Source organism: Streptomyces sp. NPDC046876 (genome assembly GCF_040645035.1).
GTDB lineage: Bacteria > Actinomycetota > Actinomycetes > Streptomycetales > Streptomycetaceae > Streptomyces.
The window spans coordinates 60925-78874 of sequence record NZ_JBEYXK010000012.1 but is presented as its reverse complement, the minus strand read 5'-3'; the positions used below and the strand labels follow the sequence as shown (position 1 = coordinate 78874).

At 72.1% G+C, this 17950-nt stretch carries 11 protein-coding genes; 4 read left to right on the top strand and 7 right to left on the bottom strand.

The window, feature by feature from the left end:
- The first annotated feature begins 1 nt into the window (after window position 1).
- Together ABZ924_RS10225 and ABZ924_RS10220 are read left to right on the top strand one after the other, a co-directional pair.
- Window positions 2-835, top strand: a complete 834-nt coding sequence (locus ABZ924_RS10225) for a TetR/AcrR family transcriptional regulator (RefSeq protein ID WP_361906568.1) — start codon at window positions 2-4, stop codon at window positions 833-835.
- Between the two features lie 21 nt (window positions 836-856).
- A complete protein-coding gene (locus tag ABZ924_RS10220; protein WP_361906566.1) occupies window positions 857-1393 on the top strand; it encodes a GNAT family protein in 537 nt (178 codons plus the stop codon).
- Here the strand turns inward: ABZ924_RS10220 and pulA are convergent.
- The 7 genes from pulA to ABZ924_RS10185 all read right to left on the bottom strand — a co-directional run bounded on the left by pulA (window position 1380) and on the right by ABZ924_RS10185 (window position 15004).
- Window positions 1380-6794 carry a pullulanase-type alpha-1,6-glucosidase gene (gene pulA / locus ABZ924_RS10215; protein ID WP_361906564.1) on the bottom strand — a complete coding sequence of 1805 codons (5415 nt, stop codon included), beginning with the start codon at window positions 6792-6794 and terminating at the stop codon, window positions 1380-1382. The genes ABZ924_RS10220 and pulA overlap by 14 nt on opposite strands.
- A gap of 125 nt (window positions 6795-6919) precedes the next feature.
- The gene (locus ABZ924_RS10210) at window positions 6920-8629 is read right to left on the bottom strand and encodes a carbohydrate-binding module family 20 domain-containing protein (RefSeq protein ID WP_361906563.1); all 1710 of its coding nucleotides are present in this window, start codon (window positions 8627-8629) and stop codon (window positions 6920-6922) included.
- Between the two features lie 507 nt (window positions 8630-9136).
- Window positions 9137-10159: a LacI family DNA-binding transcriptional regulator gene (locus ABZ924_RS10205; protein ID WP_361906561.1), complete on the bottom strand. Its 1023-nt coding sequence runs from the start codon at window positions 10157-10159 to the stop codon at window positions 9137-9139.
- Window positions 10156-11769, bottom strand: a complete 1614-nt coding sequence (locus tag ABZ924_RS10200; RefSeq protein ID WP_361906559.1) for a glycoside hydrolase family 13 protein — start codon at window positions 11767-11769, stop codon at window positions 10156-10158. Before ABZ924_RS10200 ends, ABZ924_RS10205 begins: the two co-directional genes overlap by 4 nt.
- Window positions 11770-11820: 51 nt before the next feature.
- Window positions 11821-12690, bottom strand: coding sequence for a carbohydrate ABC transporter permease (locus ABZ924_RS10195; RefSeq protein WP_361906642.1), 870 nt, complete (start codon window positions 12688-12690; stop codon window positions 11821-11823).
- Window positions 12691-12692: 2 nt separating this feature from the next.
- Window positions 12693-13724, bottom strand: a complete 1032-nt coding sequence (locus tag ABZ924_RS10190) for a sugar ABC transporter permease (RefSeq protein WP_361906557.1) — start codon at window positions 13722-13724, stop codon at window positions 12693-12695.
- Between the two features lie 8 nt (window positions 13725-13732).
- On the bottom strand, window positions 13733-15004 hold the full coding sequence (locus ABZ924_RS10185) for an extracellular solute-binding protein (RefSeq protein WP_361906555.1): 1272 nt from the start codon (window positions 15002-15004) through the stop codon (window positions 13733-13735).
- A 222-nt stretch (window positions 15005-15226) separates the two neighbouring features.
- Here ABZ924_RS10185 and ABZ924_RS10180 point away from each other — a divergent pair, with 222 nt between their 5' ends.
- Complete coding sequence (locus tag ABZ924_RS10180; protein WP_361906553.1) at window positions 15227-16855, top strand: glycoside hydrolase family 13 protein; 1629 nt, start codon at window positions 15227-15229, stop codon at window positions 16853-16855.
- A 25-nt stretch (window positions 16856-16880) separates the two neighbouring features.
- Window positions 16881-17927 (top strand): LacI family DNA-binding transcriptional regulator, encoded by a 1047-nt coding sequence (locus ABZ924_RS10175; RefSeq protein WP_361906551.1) that lies wholly within the window; start codon window positions 16881-16883, stop codon window positions 17925-17927.
- The last annotated feature ends 23 nt before the right edge of the window (window positions 17928-17950 follow it).

Genomic DNA, 17950 nt, shown 5'->3' with positions numbered 1-17950 from the left:
CATGACAACCGGGGTGCGGCGCAGGATGGGTGTCGAGGAGCGGCGGCAGCAGCTGATCGGGGTGGCCCTGGAGCTGTTCAGCAACAGGTCGCCCGAGGACGTGTCGATCGATGAGATCGCGGCGGCCGCGGGCATATCCAGGCCGCTCGTCTACCACTACTTTCCCGGCAAGTTGAGCCTGTACGAGGCCGCGCTGCGGCGGGCGGCCGACGAGTTGGCGCAGCGGTTCGTGGAGCCGCAGCAGGGCCCGCTCGGGGCCCGGCTGCTGCGGGTGATGGGCCGGTTCTTCGCGTTCGTCGACGACCACGGGCCCGGTTTCTCGGCGCTGATGCGGGGCGGGCCGGCCGTCGGCTCGACGCGGACCAACCAGATGATCGACGAGGTCCGGCAGGCCGCGTACGAGGAGATCCTGCGCCACCTCGGCATCGAGAAGCCGCCGGCGCGGCTGCGGCTGGTGGTGCGCTCGTGGGTGTCGCTGGCCGAGTCCACGGCGCTGATCTGGCTGGAGGGGCGGGAGATCCCGCGGTCCGAGCTGGAGTTGCAGCTGGTGCACGACTTCGCGGCGCTGGCCGCCGTGAGTGCGGCGTACGACGCGGAGATGGCCGGGATCCTGGTGCGGATCCTCGCGGACGAGCCGGCCGACGGGCCGTTCGGCGAGCTGGTGGGCCGGCTGGTGGGCCTGGTCCCGGGCGAGGCGGACCCGCAGCCCGCGGACACGGACGCCTCGGCCACGGAACCCGCGGATGCAGGCCCCGCGAACGCAGGCCCCGCAAAGACAGAGCCCGCGGACGCGGACACGGGCCCCGCCGAGCCGGCACTGCCCGGCCCGAGATGATCATCGCGTGATAATACGCGCGTGAACAATGACGAGGGGATCCTGTTCCGGCGGGCGGTGGAGAAGGACGCCGCGGCCCTGGTGGCGCTGTACGACCGGGCCGCCCGGTGGATGCAGAAGCACGGGATCGAGCAGTGGAAGCCCGGGGAGAAGGACGTCGCGCACTTCGCGGCGAAGATGCGCGAGGGCGAGGTGTGGCTGGCCGGTGACGCCGAGGGGCGGATCATCGGGGCCTACGAGCTGTGGTGGTCGGACGAGGAGGCCTGGGGCGTGCAGCCCCCGGTCGCCGGCTACGTGCACCGGCTGATGGTGGAACGCAAGACCGCGCCCTCGGGGACCGGCCGGCGGATGCTCGAACACGCCGAGCGGCGGATCGCCGGTTCCGGACTGCCGCGGGCGCGGCTGGACTGCGTCTCCACCAACCCCCGGCTGCTCGCGTACTACCAGGGTGCGGGCTACCGGGTGGTCGGGGAGTTCCCCCACAAGGAGGGCAAGGACGGCCGCGTCTACGGGGTGATCCTGCTGGAGAAGCGGCTCGACCGGCTCAGCGTCGTGTGAAGACCGCGACCGTGCGGGCCGGGGTCGTGAAGGCTCCTGTCGTCACGTCGTACGCGGCCTGCCGGGCCACGGGGTCGGAGCCGGCCGCCTGCACCGGGTGCAGGGTGTAGGCGGTACCGGCGAGGGCGGGCAGGGACTGGGTCCGGGCCTCGGGGGTGGCGTTGAAGACGACCACCAGGTCGCCGAGGGCCATGGTGATCACGCCCGGGGTCTCGTCCCTCCCCGACAGCGGGAAGGACAGCGCGGCCTGGACCGCCTCGGGCGTGGCGAGCCGGAAGGCCGGCTCCGTGGTCCGGATCCGCAGCAGGTCGCGGTAGGCGGCCGAGGCTCCCGTGATGTCGGCGCAGGCCGGGGCCGGCCCGGTCAGCAGGGGCTTGGCGTAGACCCACTTGGAGCGGTTGTCGCCGGCCGGGGGCAGGCCGCGGCCGAAGCCGTTGCCGTCCCGGCAGTCCCAGTGGATGGCGTTGAACCAGTCGCCGCTGTCGTACGAGTTGCGGTCGAGCGACTTGGAGCGGAGCAGGTCGGTGCCCGCCTGGGACAGGGCCGGGCCCTGGGAGAGCGCGGGCACGGCCATGGCCAGGACCTGCATGCGGGCCCGGTCGGCGGCGGCGGTGCCCTGCGGGAGCTTGTACGCCAGGGCGTCGGCCAGGGTTTCGTTGTCGTGGGCGTCGGCGTAGGCCAGGGCGTCGCCGGGGGCGGCCGCGTAGCCGGCCGGGGCGCCGTTGTAGTCGACCTCGGAGCCCTTGACCCGGCGGCCGGAGCTGTCGGTGAAGGCGTACGAGGCGAGGTTGCCGGACAGGCCGACCTTGATCAGGTCCTGGTCGTGCAGCAGGCGGGCCCGCTGCTGCTCGGCGCTGCCGTTGGCGGGCGAGCCGTTGGGGGCGGTGAACAGCCCGGAGGCGAAGCCCTGGACGCGGGGGTCCTCGTCGAAGGGGCCGCCGCCGCGGACCGCGTCGCGGGCCCGGTCGGAGAAGGTGGCGATGCCGGTGCCGGCCATGTTCTGCTGCGTGGCCTGGACGAAGCGGGCGTCGTTCGCGACCTCCCCGAAGTTCCAGCCCTCCCCGTACAGGATGATCTTCTTGCCGTCCACGCCGTCCTTCTCGACGGTGAGGGCGTCCAGGGCCTTGCGGACGGCGAGGATGTTCGCCTTCGGGTGGTGGCCCATCAGGTCGAAGCGGAAGCCGTCGACCTTGTACTCCTTGGCCCAGGTGACGACGGAGTCCACGACGAGGCGGCCCATCATGGCGTTCTCGGGCGCGGTGTTGGCGCAGCAGGTGGAGGTGGCGGTGCTGCCGTCGGGCAGCAGGCGCTGGTAGTAGCCGGGCACGATCCGGTCGAGGACCGAGCCGTCGGCCTGTCCCGCGGCGACCGTGTGGTTGTAGACGACGTCCATCACCGTGCGCAGCCCCGCCCCGTTGAGGGCCTGGACCATCCTGCGGAACTCGACCGTCCGGGCGGTGCCGTTCGGATCGCTCGCGTAGCTGCCCTCGGGGACGGTGTAGTGCAGCGGGTCGTAGCCCCAGTTGTACGAGTCCTTGGCGGCCGCCGCGGCCACGCAGGCCTGCTGCGCCTCCGAGTCGGGCGCGTAGACCTTCAGGTCGCAGGCCGGTTCGGTGCGGTCCGCGGGCTTCTCGGGGACGGTGCCGAAGTCGAAGGCCGGCAGGAGGTGCACGTACGAGGTGCCTGCGGCGGCCAGGTCGCGCAGGTGCCGTACGCCCTGGGAGTCGGTGTCGGTGAAGGCCAGGTACTGGCCCGGGTGCTTGCTGGTGGGGTCCGCGACGGAGAAGTCGCGGATGTGGAGCTCCTGGATCTGCGCCGAGGCGAAGGGGACGGCCGCGGGCTTGCGCAGCTGCCGCCAGCCGGTCGGGGCCAGCTTGGGGTCGGCGAGGTCGACGACGAGGCTGGCCGCGGAGTCGGCGGTCAGGGCGGTGGAGTAGGGGTCGGTGACGAGGTTGCGGACCAGCTGCCGGGTGGAGGGCGCCCAGACGGTCACGGCGTAGCGGTACGGCTTTCCGCTCCAGGAGCGCTCGCCGCGCACGGACCAGACGCCGGTGGCGTCGTCGCGGCGCATCGCCACGGTGCGGCCGTCCAGTTCGAGGTCGACGCGGCGGGCCGTCGGCGCCCAGACGGACAGGGTGGGGCGGCCGTCCTTGAAGACGGGGCCCAGCGGCGCGCCCGCGGCGGACGCGGCGTACAGGTCGTCGAGCACGCCGGCGAGCTGGACGCCGGTGGCGGCGAGGACGGCCCCGTTGGCGGCGCGGGCGCTCGCGACGAGCTGGCCGCGGAGGGCCTCGGGGACGCGGCCGCGGTCGCGGGGGTCGACGGTGTAGGCGGCGTAGGAGGCCAGGTGCGGGAACTTCTGCTTCTGGGCGTCGGTCAGCTGCGTCTTGGCCAGGCGCAGCCACCGTGCCGTGGCGGCGCCGGTCAGGCGGCCGTTCTCGGCCTTGACCGTGCCCTCGGCGGAGGCGAGGAGCTGGACGGACGCGGCTGCGGCCGGGGCGTTCCAGGCGAGGGTGTCGCGGTCGATCCAGACGGCCTCGGCCTTGCCGAGGTCGAGGGCGGCGGCCGAGCCGGCGGGCTGCGGGAGCAGGTAGGGGGCCCGGCCAGCCAGCATCCACACCTCGTGGCCGGTGGCCTTCAGGTCGAGGGACTGGTCGGCGGGCAGGTCCTTCTCGTCTCCCTTGTGGAGGATGTACGAGAGCGAGCCGGCCCCGGCGGCGAGGGGGACCTCGTACACGGCGCCGTAGGAGTCGAAGCGGGCGGGCATCAGCGGCTTGGACCAGTCGGTCGGGTTCGCCGCGCCGGTCCACACGTGCAGGCCCCAGCCGTCGTACGCGCCGTCGGGGCGCTGCAGGTGGAGGACGGCCTTGGCCTGGTCCTGCGGCGGTTGGGCGGGCCGGTCGGTGCGGACGGCCTCCTGGCCCTGCTCCAGCCAGATCTCCCCGGTCCGGGTCACGTCGAGGGTGCGGTCGGCGGTGACGTCCTTGGTGCCGTCCTTGTCGATGACGAGGTAGCCGATCGAGGAGGCGCCGGGCTTGAGGCGGACGTAGGCGAAGGCCCCGTAGGCGTCGCGGCCGGTGAAGCCGTGTCCGGCGGGCCAGGGCGTGGCCTCGCCGTCGGCGAGGTCGCCCCAGGCGTAGAGCCGCCAGTCGGCGTAGTTGCCGTCGGGGCGGTGGTAGTGGACGACCGCGTAGTCGCGCTGGGTGGCGGTGGGGACCTCCACGGGCGGCACCCGGCCGGCGGTGGATTCGGCGCGGGCGCTCGCGGTGCGGCCCGCGGAGTCGACGACGACGGCCTTGTAGCGCAGCGGGGTCCCGGCCGGTACGGCCGAGGGGTCGAGGTACTGGGTGACCTTGTAGGGGGCGTGGTCGGCGGAGCCGAGGACCTGCCAGGGGCCGGTGCCGGCCTGGGCGGCGAAGACGACCCGGTTCAGGCCGCCGCCGGTGACCTCGGCGGAGAGCTCCACGGTGCCGGCGGCGCCGGGGGCGGGGGCCTTCAGGGTCAGCGCGGGCTTGGCCGCAGGGGCCGCGAGCGGGGTGGTGGCCTGGAGGACCACCGTGCCGAGGGCCGGGACGGTGACGGTCAGCTTCCCGGCGGCGGAGGCCCGGAGCAGCGCGGTGCCGCCGTACAGGGTGCGGTACTGGACTCCGGCCGGAGCGTCGAGCTGCACGGTCCGCGCCGCGGTGCCGTTGTTCGCGGCGACGAGGTACTCGGTGCGCGCCTTGCTCTTGGCTTCGCCCTTGGCGTCGGCCTTGGTGTCCGTACGGCTGTCGGTGCGGGCGAAGGCGTAGACGGAGCCGTCGGACAGCCGCTCGCTCTGGATGCCGTCGCGCAGTGCCGGGTGTTCGCGGGTCAGCCGGGACAGGGCGGCGATCTGCCGGTAGAGCGGGTGGCCGGGGTCGTAGGCGTCGCTCGCGTGGGTGCGGTCGGTGCCGAGCTGGTCGTCGTCCAGGTAGTCGGCGGTCTTCGACGCGAAGAGCGGCTGGCGGGCGTCCTTGTCGCCGCCGGCCCCGGTGAAGCCCTGTTCGTCGCCGGAGTAGACGACCGGGTTGCCGCGGGTGAGGAACATCAGCTCGTTGGCGAGCCGGTAGCGGTCCAGGAGCTCCTGCTCGGGCGCGCCCGGCCGGTCCTGCCGCAGGAAGCCGCCGAAGCGGCCCATGTCGTGGTTGCCGAGGAAGGTGACCTGCTCGTAGGCGTTGGCCTTGTCGGTGGTGTACCGGTAGTCGTCGGCGAGGACCCCGGCGAGCCGGCCGGCGCCGGCGCCCTGGGAGGCGTACGCGCGGATCGCGTCCTGCAGCGGGAAGTCGAGGGTGGCGTCGAGGCGGCCGCGGGTCACGTACGGGGAGGTGACGGCGGTGTCGGCGGAGTAGACCTCGCCGAACATGAAGAAGTTCTTGCGCCCCTGCTTGGCCGCGTACGCGTCGAGGGCGGTGGCCCACTGGGTCCAGAACGGGGTGTCGACGTGCTTGACGGTGTCGATGCGGAAGCCGTCGACCGCGAAGTCCTTCACCCACTTCTCGTAGATCTTCTCCATGCCGCTGACGACCTCGGGGCGCTCGGTCCACAGGTCGTCCAGGCCGAAGAAGTCGCCCTGGTCGGAGGATTCGCCGGCGAAGGTCGAGTCGCCCCGGTTGTGGTACATCGTGGGGTCGTTGAGCCAGGCGGGGACCTTGAGGTTCTTCTTGGCCTCGGGGACGAAGGGGGTCCGCGGGAAGGACGAGGCGTCCGTTGCGAGGAACTTGTGCTTCCCGTCCGCATAGTCGGCGTCGTCGAAGGGGACCCCGTCCTTGGTCAGGTAGGGGAAGGCCCCCTTGGACAGGTACCCGTACGACTGCTCGCGGTAGTCGACCACATCGGCGGTGTGGTTGGTGATGACGTCGAAGAAGACCTTCATCCCCTTGGCGTGCGCCGTGTCGATCAGCTTCGTGAGGTCGGCGTTGGTGCCGAAGTGCGGGTCGACCTGGGTGAAGTCGGTGATCCAGTAGCCGTGGTAGCCCGCGGAGACGTCGTCCCCCTTGCCCTGCACCGGCTGGTTCTTGAAGATCGGCGCCATCCAGATGGCGGTGGTGCCGAGCCCCTTGATGTAGTCCAGCCTGTCCGTGAGGCCCTTGAGGTCGCCGCCCTGGTAGAAGCCCTTGTCCGTCGGGTCCAGGCCGGTCTCCAGCCGGGTGCCGGTCAGCCCGCCGGTGTCGTTGCGCGGGTCGCCGTTCGCGAACCGGTCCGGGAGGACGAAGTAGAACTGCTCCCGGGTCAGGTCGTGGCGGGCCGGCTCGGCGGCCAGTTTCGCGTCGGAGGGCGGGGCCGGAGGGGCCTTGGCGGCTCCGGCTGCCGCGGCGGGAAGGGCGGGCAGGAGCGTCACGGCCAGAGCGGCGGCGAGGACTCCTGCGGCGGGGCGTATCAAGGCGTCGTCTCCTTGGTCACGGTCGCTGCACGGGCGCTGCGGATCGCAGGGGCATGAAGAGGGCCGCCCGGCGGTGGCGGGGTTCTTACGGGTGCCGGGCGGCCCTGGTCTGTGGGGCGGCGGGGTCAGCTGCGCCAGGTGTCGCTCAGCGTGACCTTTCCGCTCGCAGGGATGGTGGCGGTGCGGTTGGCGCCGCTCTCCCAGGTGACGTTCCCGGCGGCGTCCTTGCGGATGTACTTGTACGAGAACGCGGTACCGGCGGGGAGGGTCACGTCGAGCTTCCACACCGGGTAGGCGGCCGGGTCGAGCTTGGGGGCGGCTGCGGTGTTCCAGCCGCCGAGCTCGGGGCGGTCTCCGGCGACGTAGACGTTCTGGCCGGGGACGGTGGTGGCGTTCACGGCGAACGAGGCCCCGGCGGCCGGGGTTCCGCTGCCGCCGCCGCTGCACGTGCGGGCCCCGGTGTGCAGGGCGAGGGCGGTCCCGGCGCCGAGGGTTGCCGTGAAGCGGCCGTCCGCGCCGACGGTGACGGTGCGGCCGCTCTGCACGTCGCAGTAGTCACCGGAGGGCAGGGAGGTCTGGAAGGTCCGGGTCAGCGCCGAGCCCTCGTGGTTGATGGCCACGTACGCCTTGTCGCCGCGCCCGAAGGCGATCTGGTCCGCCCCGTTGTCCCACCAGTTCGTGACGCCCTGGCCGCGGGCCACGTTCCGGAAGGCGACCATCGAGGAGATCTCGCGCCAGGCGTGCTGGCACTTCCACCCGTCGCTGTAGCAGGCGTTCACCGCGCCGCCGTTCGGCGGGCCGGCGTCCTTGTCGGTCCACTCGTACCCGGAGTGCACGTCCGGGGAGCCGTACGGCCAGGCCAGCATGAACACGCTGGCGAGGGTGTAGGCGGAGCCGCTCTTGTAGTTGAGGGTGTCGCCGACGCGCTCGGTGTCGTGGTTGTCCACGAAGACGGCGGACTGGCCCGAGGGCATGTAGCCCCAGCCCTCCCCGAAGTTCTTCAGGTAGGCGAGGTTCTCGCTCTCGAAGACCCGCTTGAGGTCGCGGGCGTAGCGGAACTCCTGGACGTCGCCGTTGCCGAGGTACTCGGAGGGCGAGACGGCCTCACCGGCGCCGTATATGGCCTCCTGCTTCCAGTAGACCCCCGGATTGGCCAGGCGCGACTTGATGTTGGCCAGGTCGGCGGCCGGCATGTGCTTGGCGGCGTCGATCCGGAACCCGTCGACGCCGAGCGACAGCAGGTCGTTGAGGTAGCCGGCGATCCGCCCGCGGACGTAGTCCTCGCCGGTGTCCAGGTCGGCGAGCTGGACGAGCTCGCAGTTCTGGACGTTGGCCCGGTCCTGGTAGTTGGAGATGGCCGCCCGGCAGTCGTCCATGTCGGCGCCGGAGTAGATGCCGGGGTAGTTGTACTTCGTGTACGAAGACCCACCCGTCCCGATGCCGTCCCCGGCGGCCATGTGGTTGATGACGGAGTCGGCGACGACCTTGACCCCCGCGGCGTGACAGGTGTCGACCATGGCCTTGAAACCGGCCCGGTCGCCCAGCCGTCCGGCGATCTTGTAGCTGACGGGCTGGTACGAGGTCCACCACTGGGGCCCCTGGATGTGCTCCTGGGGCGGCGACACCTGGACGTACCCGTACCCGGCGGGGCCCAGCGTGTCGGTGCAGGCCTTGGCCACGGAGTCGAACCGCCACTCGAAGAGCACGGCGGTGACGTCCTTGTCCCCCGGGGTCGCGGCGGCGGCCTGCGGCGCCGGTGCGGTGGCGACCGCGGCGGCGGCGAGGAGGGCTGCGGCGGCGGCCGCTCTGCGGGGTCTGGCGGCTCTGGCAGACATGGGGGGTGCCTCCTGGCGGGAGAGGTGGGGATTGCACGCGACCGTAGAAGGCACCCTGGCTTGTTGCAAGAGTTTGCGCAAGAGATTGCAGAATTGTTTCGCCGCGGGTGCGGTGCCGTGGGCCCCGGGCCGGTGGGCCGCCGCTGCGCGGAGCCCCTCCCCGCCCCGCCCTTTCTCCGTATCCCGGGACTCCGCCCCGGCCCCCGCTCGCCTCAATCGCCGGCGGGGCTCAAAGATCGGGGCTCCGCCCCGGCCCCCGCGCCTCAAACGCCGGCGAGGCTGGATTCCCGCCGGGCGGGGCTGGAATTGCCGCGCAGCGGCGAATTTCAGCCCGCGCGGCGTTTGAGCGCACCGGGCGCGGAGCGCACGGAACGGGGTCCGGGGCGGAGCCCCGGTTTCGGGAAGGGGCGGGGAGGGGACTGCTCCGCGCAGCGGCAGCGGCAGACGGCGCCGGGCCCTCGTGACAGGGCCCGGCGCCGGGCAGGGTCTCGGGGAGGAGCCCCGAGTTCAGGAGAGCGGCGGCGGCGCCTGGGCGGTGGAGCCGCGGACCACCAGCTCCGGCTGGAAGACGTACTCCGTGCGCTGGACAGGGGTGCCGGCCACCGCCTCCAGCAGGGCCCCGACAGCCGCATTGGCCATGGCCCGCACCGGCTGCCGCACCGTCGTCAGCGGCGGATCGGTGAACGCGATCAGCGGCGAGTCGTCGAACCCCACCACCGACACGTCCTCCGGCACCCGCAGCCCCCGCTCCCGCACGGCCCGTATCACCCCGAGCGCCATCGGGTCGCTGCCGCAGACGATGCCGGTGCAGCCCCGGTCCAGCAGCGCACCGCCGGCCGCGTGCCCGCCCTCCACGGTGAACAGCGTCCGCTGGATCAGCCCCTCGGCCTCGGCCCCGGGCACGACCCCGACGAACCCCTGTTCCTTGCGGGCCGACGGCACGTACCGCGTGGGCCCGATCGCCAGGCCGATCCGCCGGTGCCCGAGGGCCTCCAGGTGCCGTACCGCCATCTCGGCGGCGGCCCGGTCGTCCGGGGAGATGAACGGGGCGGTCACCTGCTCGTTGAACCCGTTGATCATCACGAACGGCACGCCGCGGGAGGCGAGCCGCTGGTAGCGGGCGGGGTCGGCGTGCGCGTCGGCGTGCAGCCCGGACAGGAACACGATCCCGGTGACGCCGCGCGCCTCCAGCTGCTCGACGAGCTCGTCCTCCGTCGCCCCGCCCGGCGTCTGCGTGCACAGCACCGGCGTGTACCCGTGGCCCGCCAGTGCCTGCTCGATGACCTGGGCGAACGCCGGGAAGATCGGGTTGGTCAGCTCGGGTATGAGCAGCCCGACCAGCCCGTTGCTGCGCCGCCGCAGCCGTACGGGCCGCTCGTAGCCGAGCAGGTCCATCGCGGCCAGCACCTTGTGCCGGGTGCCGGCCGCGACGCCGGCCTTCCCGTTGAGGACCCGGCTGACGGTCGCCTCGCTGACCTGGGCCTGCGCGGCGATGTCCGTCAGCCGGAGGGGTGCCTCCCCGGAGGTCACCCCTGCCACCACACCGCCGTGTCGGCGGGCAGCGTGCCCGGCTCGCCGGGCTCCAGCTCCGCGCTGGCGAGCAGTACGGTGCCGGGCGCGGCCATCGCGACCGCCTCGGCGGTGGTGTTGACGGTGCAGACGAACGAGCCGCGGCGGAAGGCCAGCACGCCCTCCGGCGACGGCAGCCACTCCACCGCGTCGCCGGCGCCGAGGTCGGCCCGCTCGCGGCGGATCCGCAGGGCGCTGCGGTACAGCTCCAGCGTGGAGCCCGGGTCGCCGGTCTGGGCGGCGACGCTCAGGCCGGCCCATTCGGCGGGCTGCGGGAGCCAGCTGCCGCCGTCGCCGAAGCCGTACGGGGCCTCGGTGCCGGACCACGGGAGCGGGACGCGGCAGCCGTCGCGCAGTCCGTCCTGGCCGTTCTGCTTGAAGAACGAGGGGTCCTGGCGGACCTCGTCGGGCAGGTCCACGACCTCGGGCAGGCCGAGCTCCTCGCCCTGGTAGACGTACGCGGATCCGGGCAGCGCCAGCATGAGCAGCGCGGCGGCGCGGGCCCGGCGCAGGCCGGCTGCGGGGTCGCCGTCGGCGAAGCGGGTGGCGTGCCGGACGACGTCGTGGTTGGACAGCACCCAGGTGGTGGGGGCGCCGACGGGCCGCATCGCGTCGAGCGACTCGTCGATGGTGGCGCGCAGCGCGGCCGCGTCCCAGCCGGTGGTCAGGTAGTGGAAGTTGAACGCCTGGTGCAGCTCGTCGGGCCGCAGGTACAGGGCGGTCCGGTCCGCGCTGGGCGTCCAGGCCTCGGCGACGCCGATGCGGTCGCCGGCGTACTCGTCGAGGACCTTGCGCCAGGAGCGGTAGATCTCGTGGACGCCGTCCTGGTCGAAGAAGGGCAGGACCTGGTTGCCGAGCAGCTTGAGCTGTTCGCCGCGGCCGAGGTCGGGCAGGCCGGGGGCCTTGACCAGCCCGTGGGCGACGTCGATGCGGAAGCCGTCGACGCCGAGGTCGAGCCAGAACCGCAGGACGGAGCGGAACTCGTCCTGGACGGCGGGGTGCTCCCAGTTGAAGTCGGGCTGCTCGGGCGCGAAGAGGTGCAGGTACCACTCCCCGTCGGCGACGCGGGTCCAGGCCGGGCCGCCGAAGATGGACTCCCAGTCGTTCGGCGGCTGGGAGCCGTCGGCCCCGCGGCCGGGCCGGAAGTGGAAACGCTCGCGCAGCGGCGTCCCGGGCCCTTCCCGCAGCGCCTGCTTGAACCATTCGTGCTGGTCGGAGCAGTGGTTCGGAACCAGGTCCACGATGATGCGCAGGCCCAGCTCATGTGCCTCGCGGATCACGGCGTCGGCGTCGTGCAGGGTGCCGAACATGGGGTCGATGGCCCGGTAGTCGGCGACGTCGTAGCCGGCGTCGGCCTGCGGGGAGGCGTAGAAGGGGCTGAGCCAGACGGCGTCGACGCCCAGCTCCTTCAGGTAGGGCAGTCTGCTGCGGATGCCTTCGAGGTCCCCCATGCCGTCCCCGTTGGAGTCGGCGAAGCTGCGCGGATAGACCTGGTAGATCACCGCTTCTCTCCACCAGCCGGGCAGGGTGCCGGTCGTGGTGGGGAGCGTTTCGGCGAGGTGCTGGGTCATGACGTCCTTGGAGAGATCGGGCCGGGGGTGTGCGGGGGCGGGCGCGGGTGGTCAGCCCTTGGTGGCGCCCGCCGTCATCCCGGCGACGAGGTGACGCTGGGCGAAGACGAAGAAGATCGCAGCGGGGATGGCGATGAGGACCGAGGCGGCCGTCATCGGGCCCCAGTTGGCGGTGTACTGGGTGACGAAGGTCTGCAGGCCGCCGGCGAGGGTGAGGTGCTCGTCGCCGACCATGAACGCGGAGGCGTAGGCGACCTCGCCCCAGGCGGTGATGAAGGAGTAGAAGCCGGTCACCGCGAGCCCGGGCTTGGCCAGCGGCAGGATGAGCCGCCAGAAGGTGCCGAAGGGGGTGAGCCCGTCGACGCGGCCGGATTCGTCGATCTCGGCCGGGATGGTGTCGAAGAAGCCCTTCATCATCCAGGCGCAGAACGGCACCGCGATGGTGAGGTACGTGATGATCAGGCCGACGGGCTGGTTGAGGAGCCCGAGCTGTCCCATGAGGTTGTAGAGCGGGACGATCAGGATGGCCATGGGGAACATCTGCGTGATGAGCAGGGTCCACATGAGGGGCTTCATGCCGGGGAAGCGGAACCGGCTGACGGCGTACCCGGTGGTCGCGGCGATGAAGACGCCGAGGACGGTGGTGATGCCGGCGACCAGGACGGAGTTGCCGAACCAGGTGAAGAAGGAGGTCTTGTCCACCAGGTAGCGGTAGTTCTCGAGGGTGGGGTCCTTGATGAAGTCGGTGCTGATCGCGTGGTCGGCGGGCTTGAGCGAGGTCAGCAGGACCCACAGCACCGGGAAGACGGCGACGACGGAGGCGACGAGCAGCGTCGCGTGCAGACCGACGGAGGCGAGCGGCGAGCGCTTGCCGCGCCCGCGGGTGTTCGCGGTGTTCGCGGTGTTCGAGGAGGTTGCCATGGTCACCACACCTCTCCCTGCTTGCGCAGCGAGCGCCGGTAGACCAGCGCGAAGATCATGAGCAGGGCGAGGATGAGCACGCCCCAGGTCGCGGAGCCGGCGAAGTCGCGCGGGCTCGCCACGAAGGCCTCGCGGAAGGCCTGGGTCACCAGGATCTCGGTGGAGTCGCCCGGTCCGCCCCGCGTCAGCAGGAAGATCACCGGGAACATGTTGAAGGTCCAGATGGTGGAGAGCAGGATCACCGACATGCTGACGGAGCGCAGCCCGGGCAGGGTGATGTGCCGGAAGCGCTGCCAGGTGGTGGCGCCGTCCATCTCGGCGGCCTCGTAGAGCTCGCCGGGGATGGACTGCAGGCCGCCGAGGAGGGCGACCATCATGAAGGGGACGCCGAGCCAGACGTTGACCGTGATGACGGAGAGCTTGGCCCAGGTCGGGTCGTCGAGCCACGGGATCGCCGAGATGCCGCCGCCTTCGAGGACCTTGTTCAGGATGCCGTTGTCGCGGTTGAACAGGAACCGCCAGGCGAAGACGGAGACGAAGCCGGGGACGGCCCAGGGCAGGATGAGCGCCATCCGGTAGGCGGCGCGCCCCTTGAACTCCCGGTTGAGCATGTTGGCCAGGACCAGGCCGAGCGTGAAGGTGATGGATACGCACGCGATGGTCCACACCACTGTCCACACCAGCCGCTGCAGGAACACCGGGTCGCTGAGCACGGCCGTGTAGTTGTCGAGTCCGACGAACTCGTACGTGGCGTCGATGTGGTTGGCGCCGATCGTACGGGCCACGTTGCGCTCGTTGGCGTCGGTCAGCGACAGGTAGATGCCGCGCAAGAGCGGCCAGCCGATGATGATGCCGAGGACGAGGACGACCGGGGCGACCATGGCCCAGGCGTACCAGTGCGTGGCGAACGCCCGCTTGAGCCCGCCGCGGTTGCCGGCGCGCTTCCCGCTGTCAGTCCTGCGGCTCCGGCCGCGGGCGACGTCCGTGTCGTCGCCCGCGGCCTTCGCCACCGACTGGCTGGTGTGAGCAGCCATGGTTTTCGTTACTTCCAGCCCTTGAGGATCTTGCGGAACTCGGTGCCGGCGGCCTTGGCCGCGTCCTCGGGGCTCGAGGCCCCGGTGACCGCCTTGGCGTACTCGAGCTTCAGCGGCTCGAAGAGGGCGCCGTTCTCCGGGATCCAGGCGCGCTGGACGGCCTTGTCCACGGCCGGCTTGAAGAACGCGACCATCTCGTTGGACTTGACGTCGGGCTGCTCGTAGGCGGCGGTCCGGGTCGGGAGCAGGCTGAGCTCCTTGGCGGACTGGACCTGGACGTCCTGCGAGGTCAGGTACTCGACGAAGGCGTGCGCGGCGGCGCGGTTCTTCGACCCGGCGTAGACGGCGAGGTCGTGGCCGCCCTGCGGGCCGCCCGCCTTGACCGAGCCGGCCGGGACCGGGGCGATGCCCAGGTTGGCCTTGTCGGTGAACTGCTCGCCGGCGTAGGTGTCCTTGATCGCCCACGGGCCGTTGATCATCATGGCGACCTGGCCGCTCTTGAAGGCGGTCTGCATGTTCTGGTAGCCGTCGGTGGAGTTGGTGATGGCTGCACCGGAGGTGACCAGGTCGCGGGCGGCCTTGAAGGCCTTCACGCCGGCCGGGCCGTCGACCGTGACGGTCTTGTTCTTGGCGTCGACGAGGTCGCCGCCCTCGCCGTAGATCATCGGCAGGAACCAGTAGGAGTCGTCGCCGCGGAGGTACAGGCCGGTCTTGCCGGTCTTCTCCTTGATCTTGGCGCTGGCCGCCTTCAGCTCCTCCAGGCTGGTGGGGGGCTGGACGCCGGCGTCGGCGAGCATCTTCTTGTTGTAGAAGAGGCCGAGGGTGTCGATGACCTGCGGGACGGCGTAGGTCTTGCCCTCGTACTTGCCGCTGGCCGCGGCCTGCGGCAGGAACTCGGCGTCGACCTTCTTCGCGGTCTCGGCCGGGACCTCGTCCAGGTAGCCGAGCGAGGCGAAGTCGGCGACCCAGCCGACGTCGGCGCGGATCACGTCGGGGGCTTCGGCACCGCTGCTGAAGGCGTTCTTGACCTTGTTCTGGGCGTCGCCGTACGGGACGTTGACGTACTTGACGGTCACCTTCGGGTGCTTCGCGGTGAAGGCCTCCGCGATCTTCTGGAAGCTGGCCTTCTCGGCATCGTTGGAGGTGTCCCACCACGTGACCGTGCCGGAGAGCTCCCCGCCGGCCTTGGTCTCGCCGTCGTCCTTCTTGTCACCGCCGCAAGCCGTCGCCGCGAGCGCCAGGGTCGCGACCAGCGCGGTGGCCGCTATGCCACGCCGCATATGAACTCCTTCGATGATCCCGGCCGCGCCCTCGCGGTCCCGAGTTGCAGGGAACGTAACAAGCCTGAAAGCTGACCGAAAGACCTTGCGGCAATTTTCTGCAAGCGCCGGGGATCGTTACATCCGTGTGTCCTGACGGTTGCCGCAGCTTGCTGGTCGTTCGAACTTCCTTCGGGGTGTCAGGCCCGCAACCACGGGGCGTGTGGCCGCGTTGACCCCGTTATGACCCATGAGCTGACCGCACCCCGGCTTGCAAGCGCTTCCAGCAAGACCGCCGAAAGCGGTGGCTGGTGGCGCGATGCCGTCATCTACCAGGTCTACGTCCGCTCCTTCGCCGACAGCGACGGGGACGGCATCGGCGACCTGCGCGGGGTCCGCTCGCGCCTGCCGCACCTGGCCCGGCTCGGGGTCGACGCCGTGTGGCTGACCCCCTTCTACGTCTCCCCGCAGGCCGACGGCGGCTACGACGTCGCCGACTACCGGGCCGTCGACCCCCTCTTCGGGGACCTCTCCGACGCCGACGACCTGGTCCGGGCCGCCCATGCGCTGGGCCTGCGGATCATCGTCGACGTCGTCCCCAACCACACCTCCGACCGGCACCCCTGGTTCCGCGAGGCCCTCGCCGCGGGCCCGGGGAGCGCCGCCCGGGCCCGCTACCACTTCCGGCCGGGCCGCGGCCCCGGCGGGGCGCTGCCGCCCAACGACTGGGATTCCGTCTTCGGCGGGCCCGCCTGGACGCAGGTCCCGGACGGCGACTGGTACCTCCACCTGTTCGCCCCCCAGCAGCCCGACCTGGACTGGGAGCACCCGGAGGTCGCCGAGGAGTTCTCCTCCGTCCTGCGCTTCTGGCTCGACCTCGGCGTCGACGGCTTCCGCATCGACGTCGCCCACGGCATGGTCAAGGCCCCCGGCCTGCCCGACATCGGCCGCGGCGCCCAGGCCACCCTGATCGGCACCGAGCCCCTGCCCTTCTTCGACCAGGACGGGGTCCACGCCATCCACCGCGCCTGGCGGCGGCTCCTGGACTCGTACCCCGGCCCGCGCATCGGCGTCGCGGAGGCCTGGGCGCCGACCTCCGAGCGGCTCGCCCTGTACGTCCGCCCCGACGAGATGCACCAGGCGTTCAACTTCCGGTTCCTGAACTGCCCCTGGGGCGCGGCCGCGATGCGCACCGTGATCGACGAGTCGCTCGCCGCGACCACCGCCGTCGGCGCCCCCACCACCTGGGTGCTGTCCAACCACGACGTCGTCCGGCACGTCAGCCGGTACGGGGGCGGGCCGCAGGGCCTGGCCCGGGGGCGGGCGGCCGCGCTGCTGATGCTGGCGCTGCCGGGGTCGGCGTACCTCTACCAGGGCGAGGAGCTCGGGCTGCCCGAGGTCTGCGACCTGCCGGACGAGGTCCGCCAGGATCCCGCCTTCCGCCGCACCGCCGGGCAGGACGGGCTGCGCGACGGCTGCCGGATCCCGCTGCCGTGGTCCGGTGAGGAGCCGCCGTACGGGTTCGGCCCGGCCGGGAGCTGGCTGCCGCAGCCCCGGGACTGGGCGCCGCTGAGCGTGGCCGCGCAGACCGGCGACCCGCACTCCACGCTGGAGCTGTACCGGGCCGCCCTGGAGCTGCGCCGGGCGCTGCCGGGGCTGGGCTCGCCGGAGGCGGGCCCGCTGGCCTGGCTGCCGGCCCCCGAGGGGGTGCTGCTGTTCACCCGGCCCGGTTTCGCGTGCACCCTCAACAGCCGGCCCGAGGCCCTGGAGCTGGCCTCGCCGGGGCGGCCGGTGCTGTCCAGCGCCCCGGTCGAGACGGACGGCAGGACGGTCCGTCTGCCACCGGATTCGTGCACGTGGTGGGCTTTGTAGCGTGCGACCGGTACAGTCCAATCCCGTGACCGCACGGCTTGCCGACATCGCAGCCCAGGCGGGGGTCAGCGAAGCCACAGTCAGCCGCGTGCTCAACGGCAAGCCCGGCGTGGCCGCAGGCACCCGCGAATCCGTGCTGGCCGCGCTCGACGTCCTCGGCTACGAGCGGCCCGTGAAGCTTCGCCAGCGCAGCGCGGGCCTGGTCGGGCTGATAACCCCCGAGCTCGACAATCCCATCTTCCCGGCGCTCGCCCAGGTCATCGGCCAGGCGCTGACGCGCCAGGGGTACACGCCCGTACTGGCCACGCAGACCCCGGGCGGGTCCACCGAGGACGAGCTGACCGAGATGCTCGTCGACCGCGGGGTCTCCGGGATCATCTTCGTCTCCGGCCTGCACGCCGACACGACGGCCGATATGGGCCGCTATGACCAACTGCGGGCGCAGGGCGTCCCGTACGTCCTCATCAACGGCTTCTCCGACAAGGTGCAGGCCCCGTTCGTCTCCCCCGACGACCGTGCGGCCATGCAGCTCGCCGTGACCCACCTCGCCGCCCTCGGCCACACCCGCATCGGGCTCGCCGTCGGCCCGAAGCGGTTCGTGCCGGTGCTGCGCAAGATCGAGGGCTTCCGGCTCGGGATGAAGGAGCGGCTCGGCCTCGACGAGGCCGCGGTCGAGGAACTCGTCCAGCACTCCCTGTACACGCTCGAGGGCGGGCAGGCGGCCGGTGCAGCCCTGATCGAGCGCGGCTGCACGGCGATCGTGTGCGCCAGCGACATGATGGCGCTCGGCGCGATCCGGGCCGCCCGCCAGCGGGGGCTGCGGGTGCCGCAGGACGTCTCGGTCGTGGGCTTCGACGACTCCCCGCTGATAGCGTTCACCGACCCGCCGCTGACCACGATCCGCCAGCCCGTGCAGGCCATGGGCCAGGCCGCGGTCCGTACGCTGCTGGAGGAGATCGGCGGCACCCCGGCCCCGCACAGCGAGTTCGTCTTCCTGCCCGAGCTGGTCGTCCGCGGGTCCACCGCGTCCGGCCCCGGGCAGCGTCGGGGACCGGCTCGTCCGCAAGGCTGAGCGGCTGCAGCCAAGACCGTCCC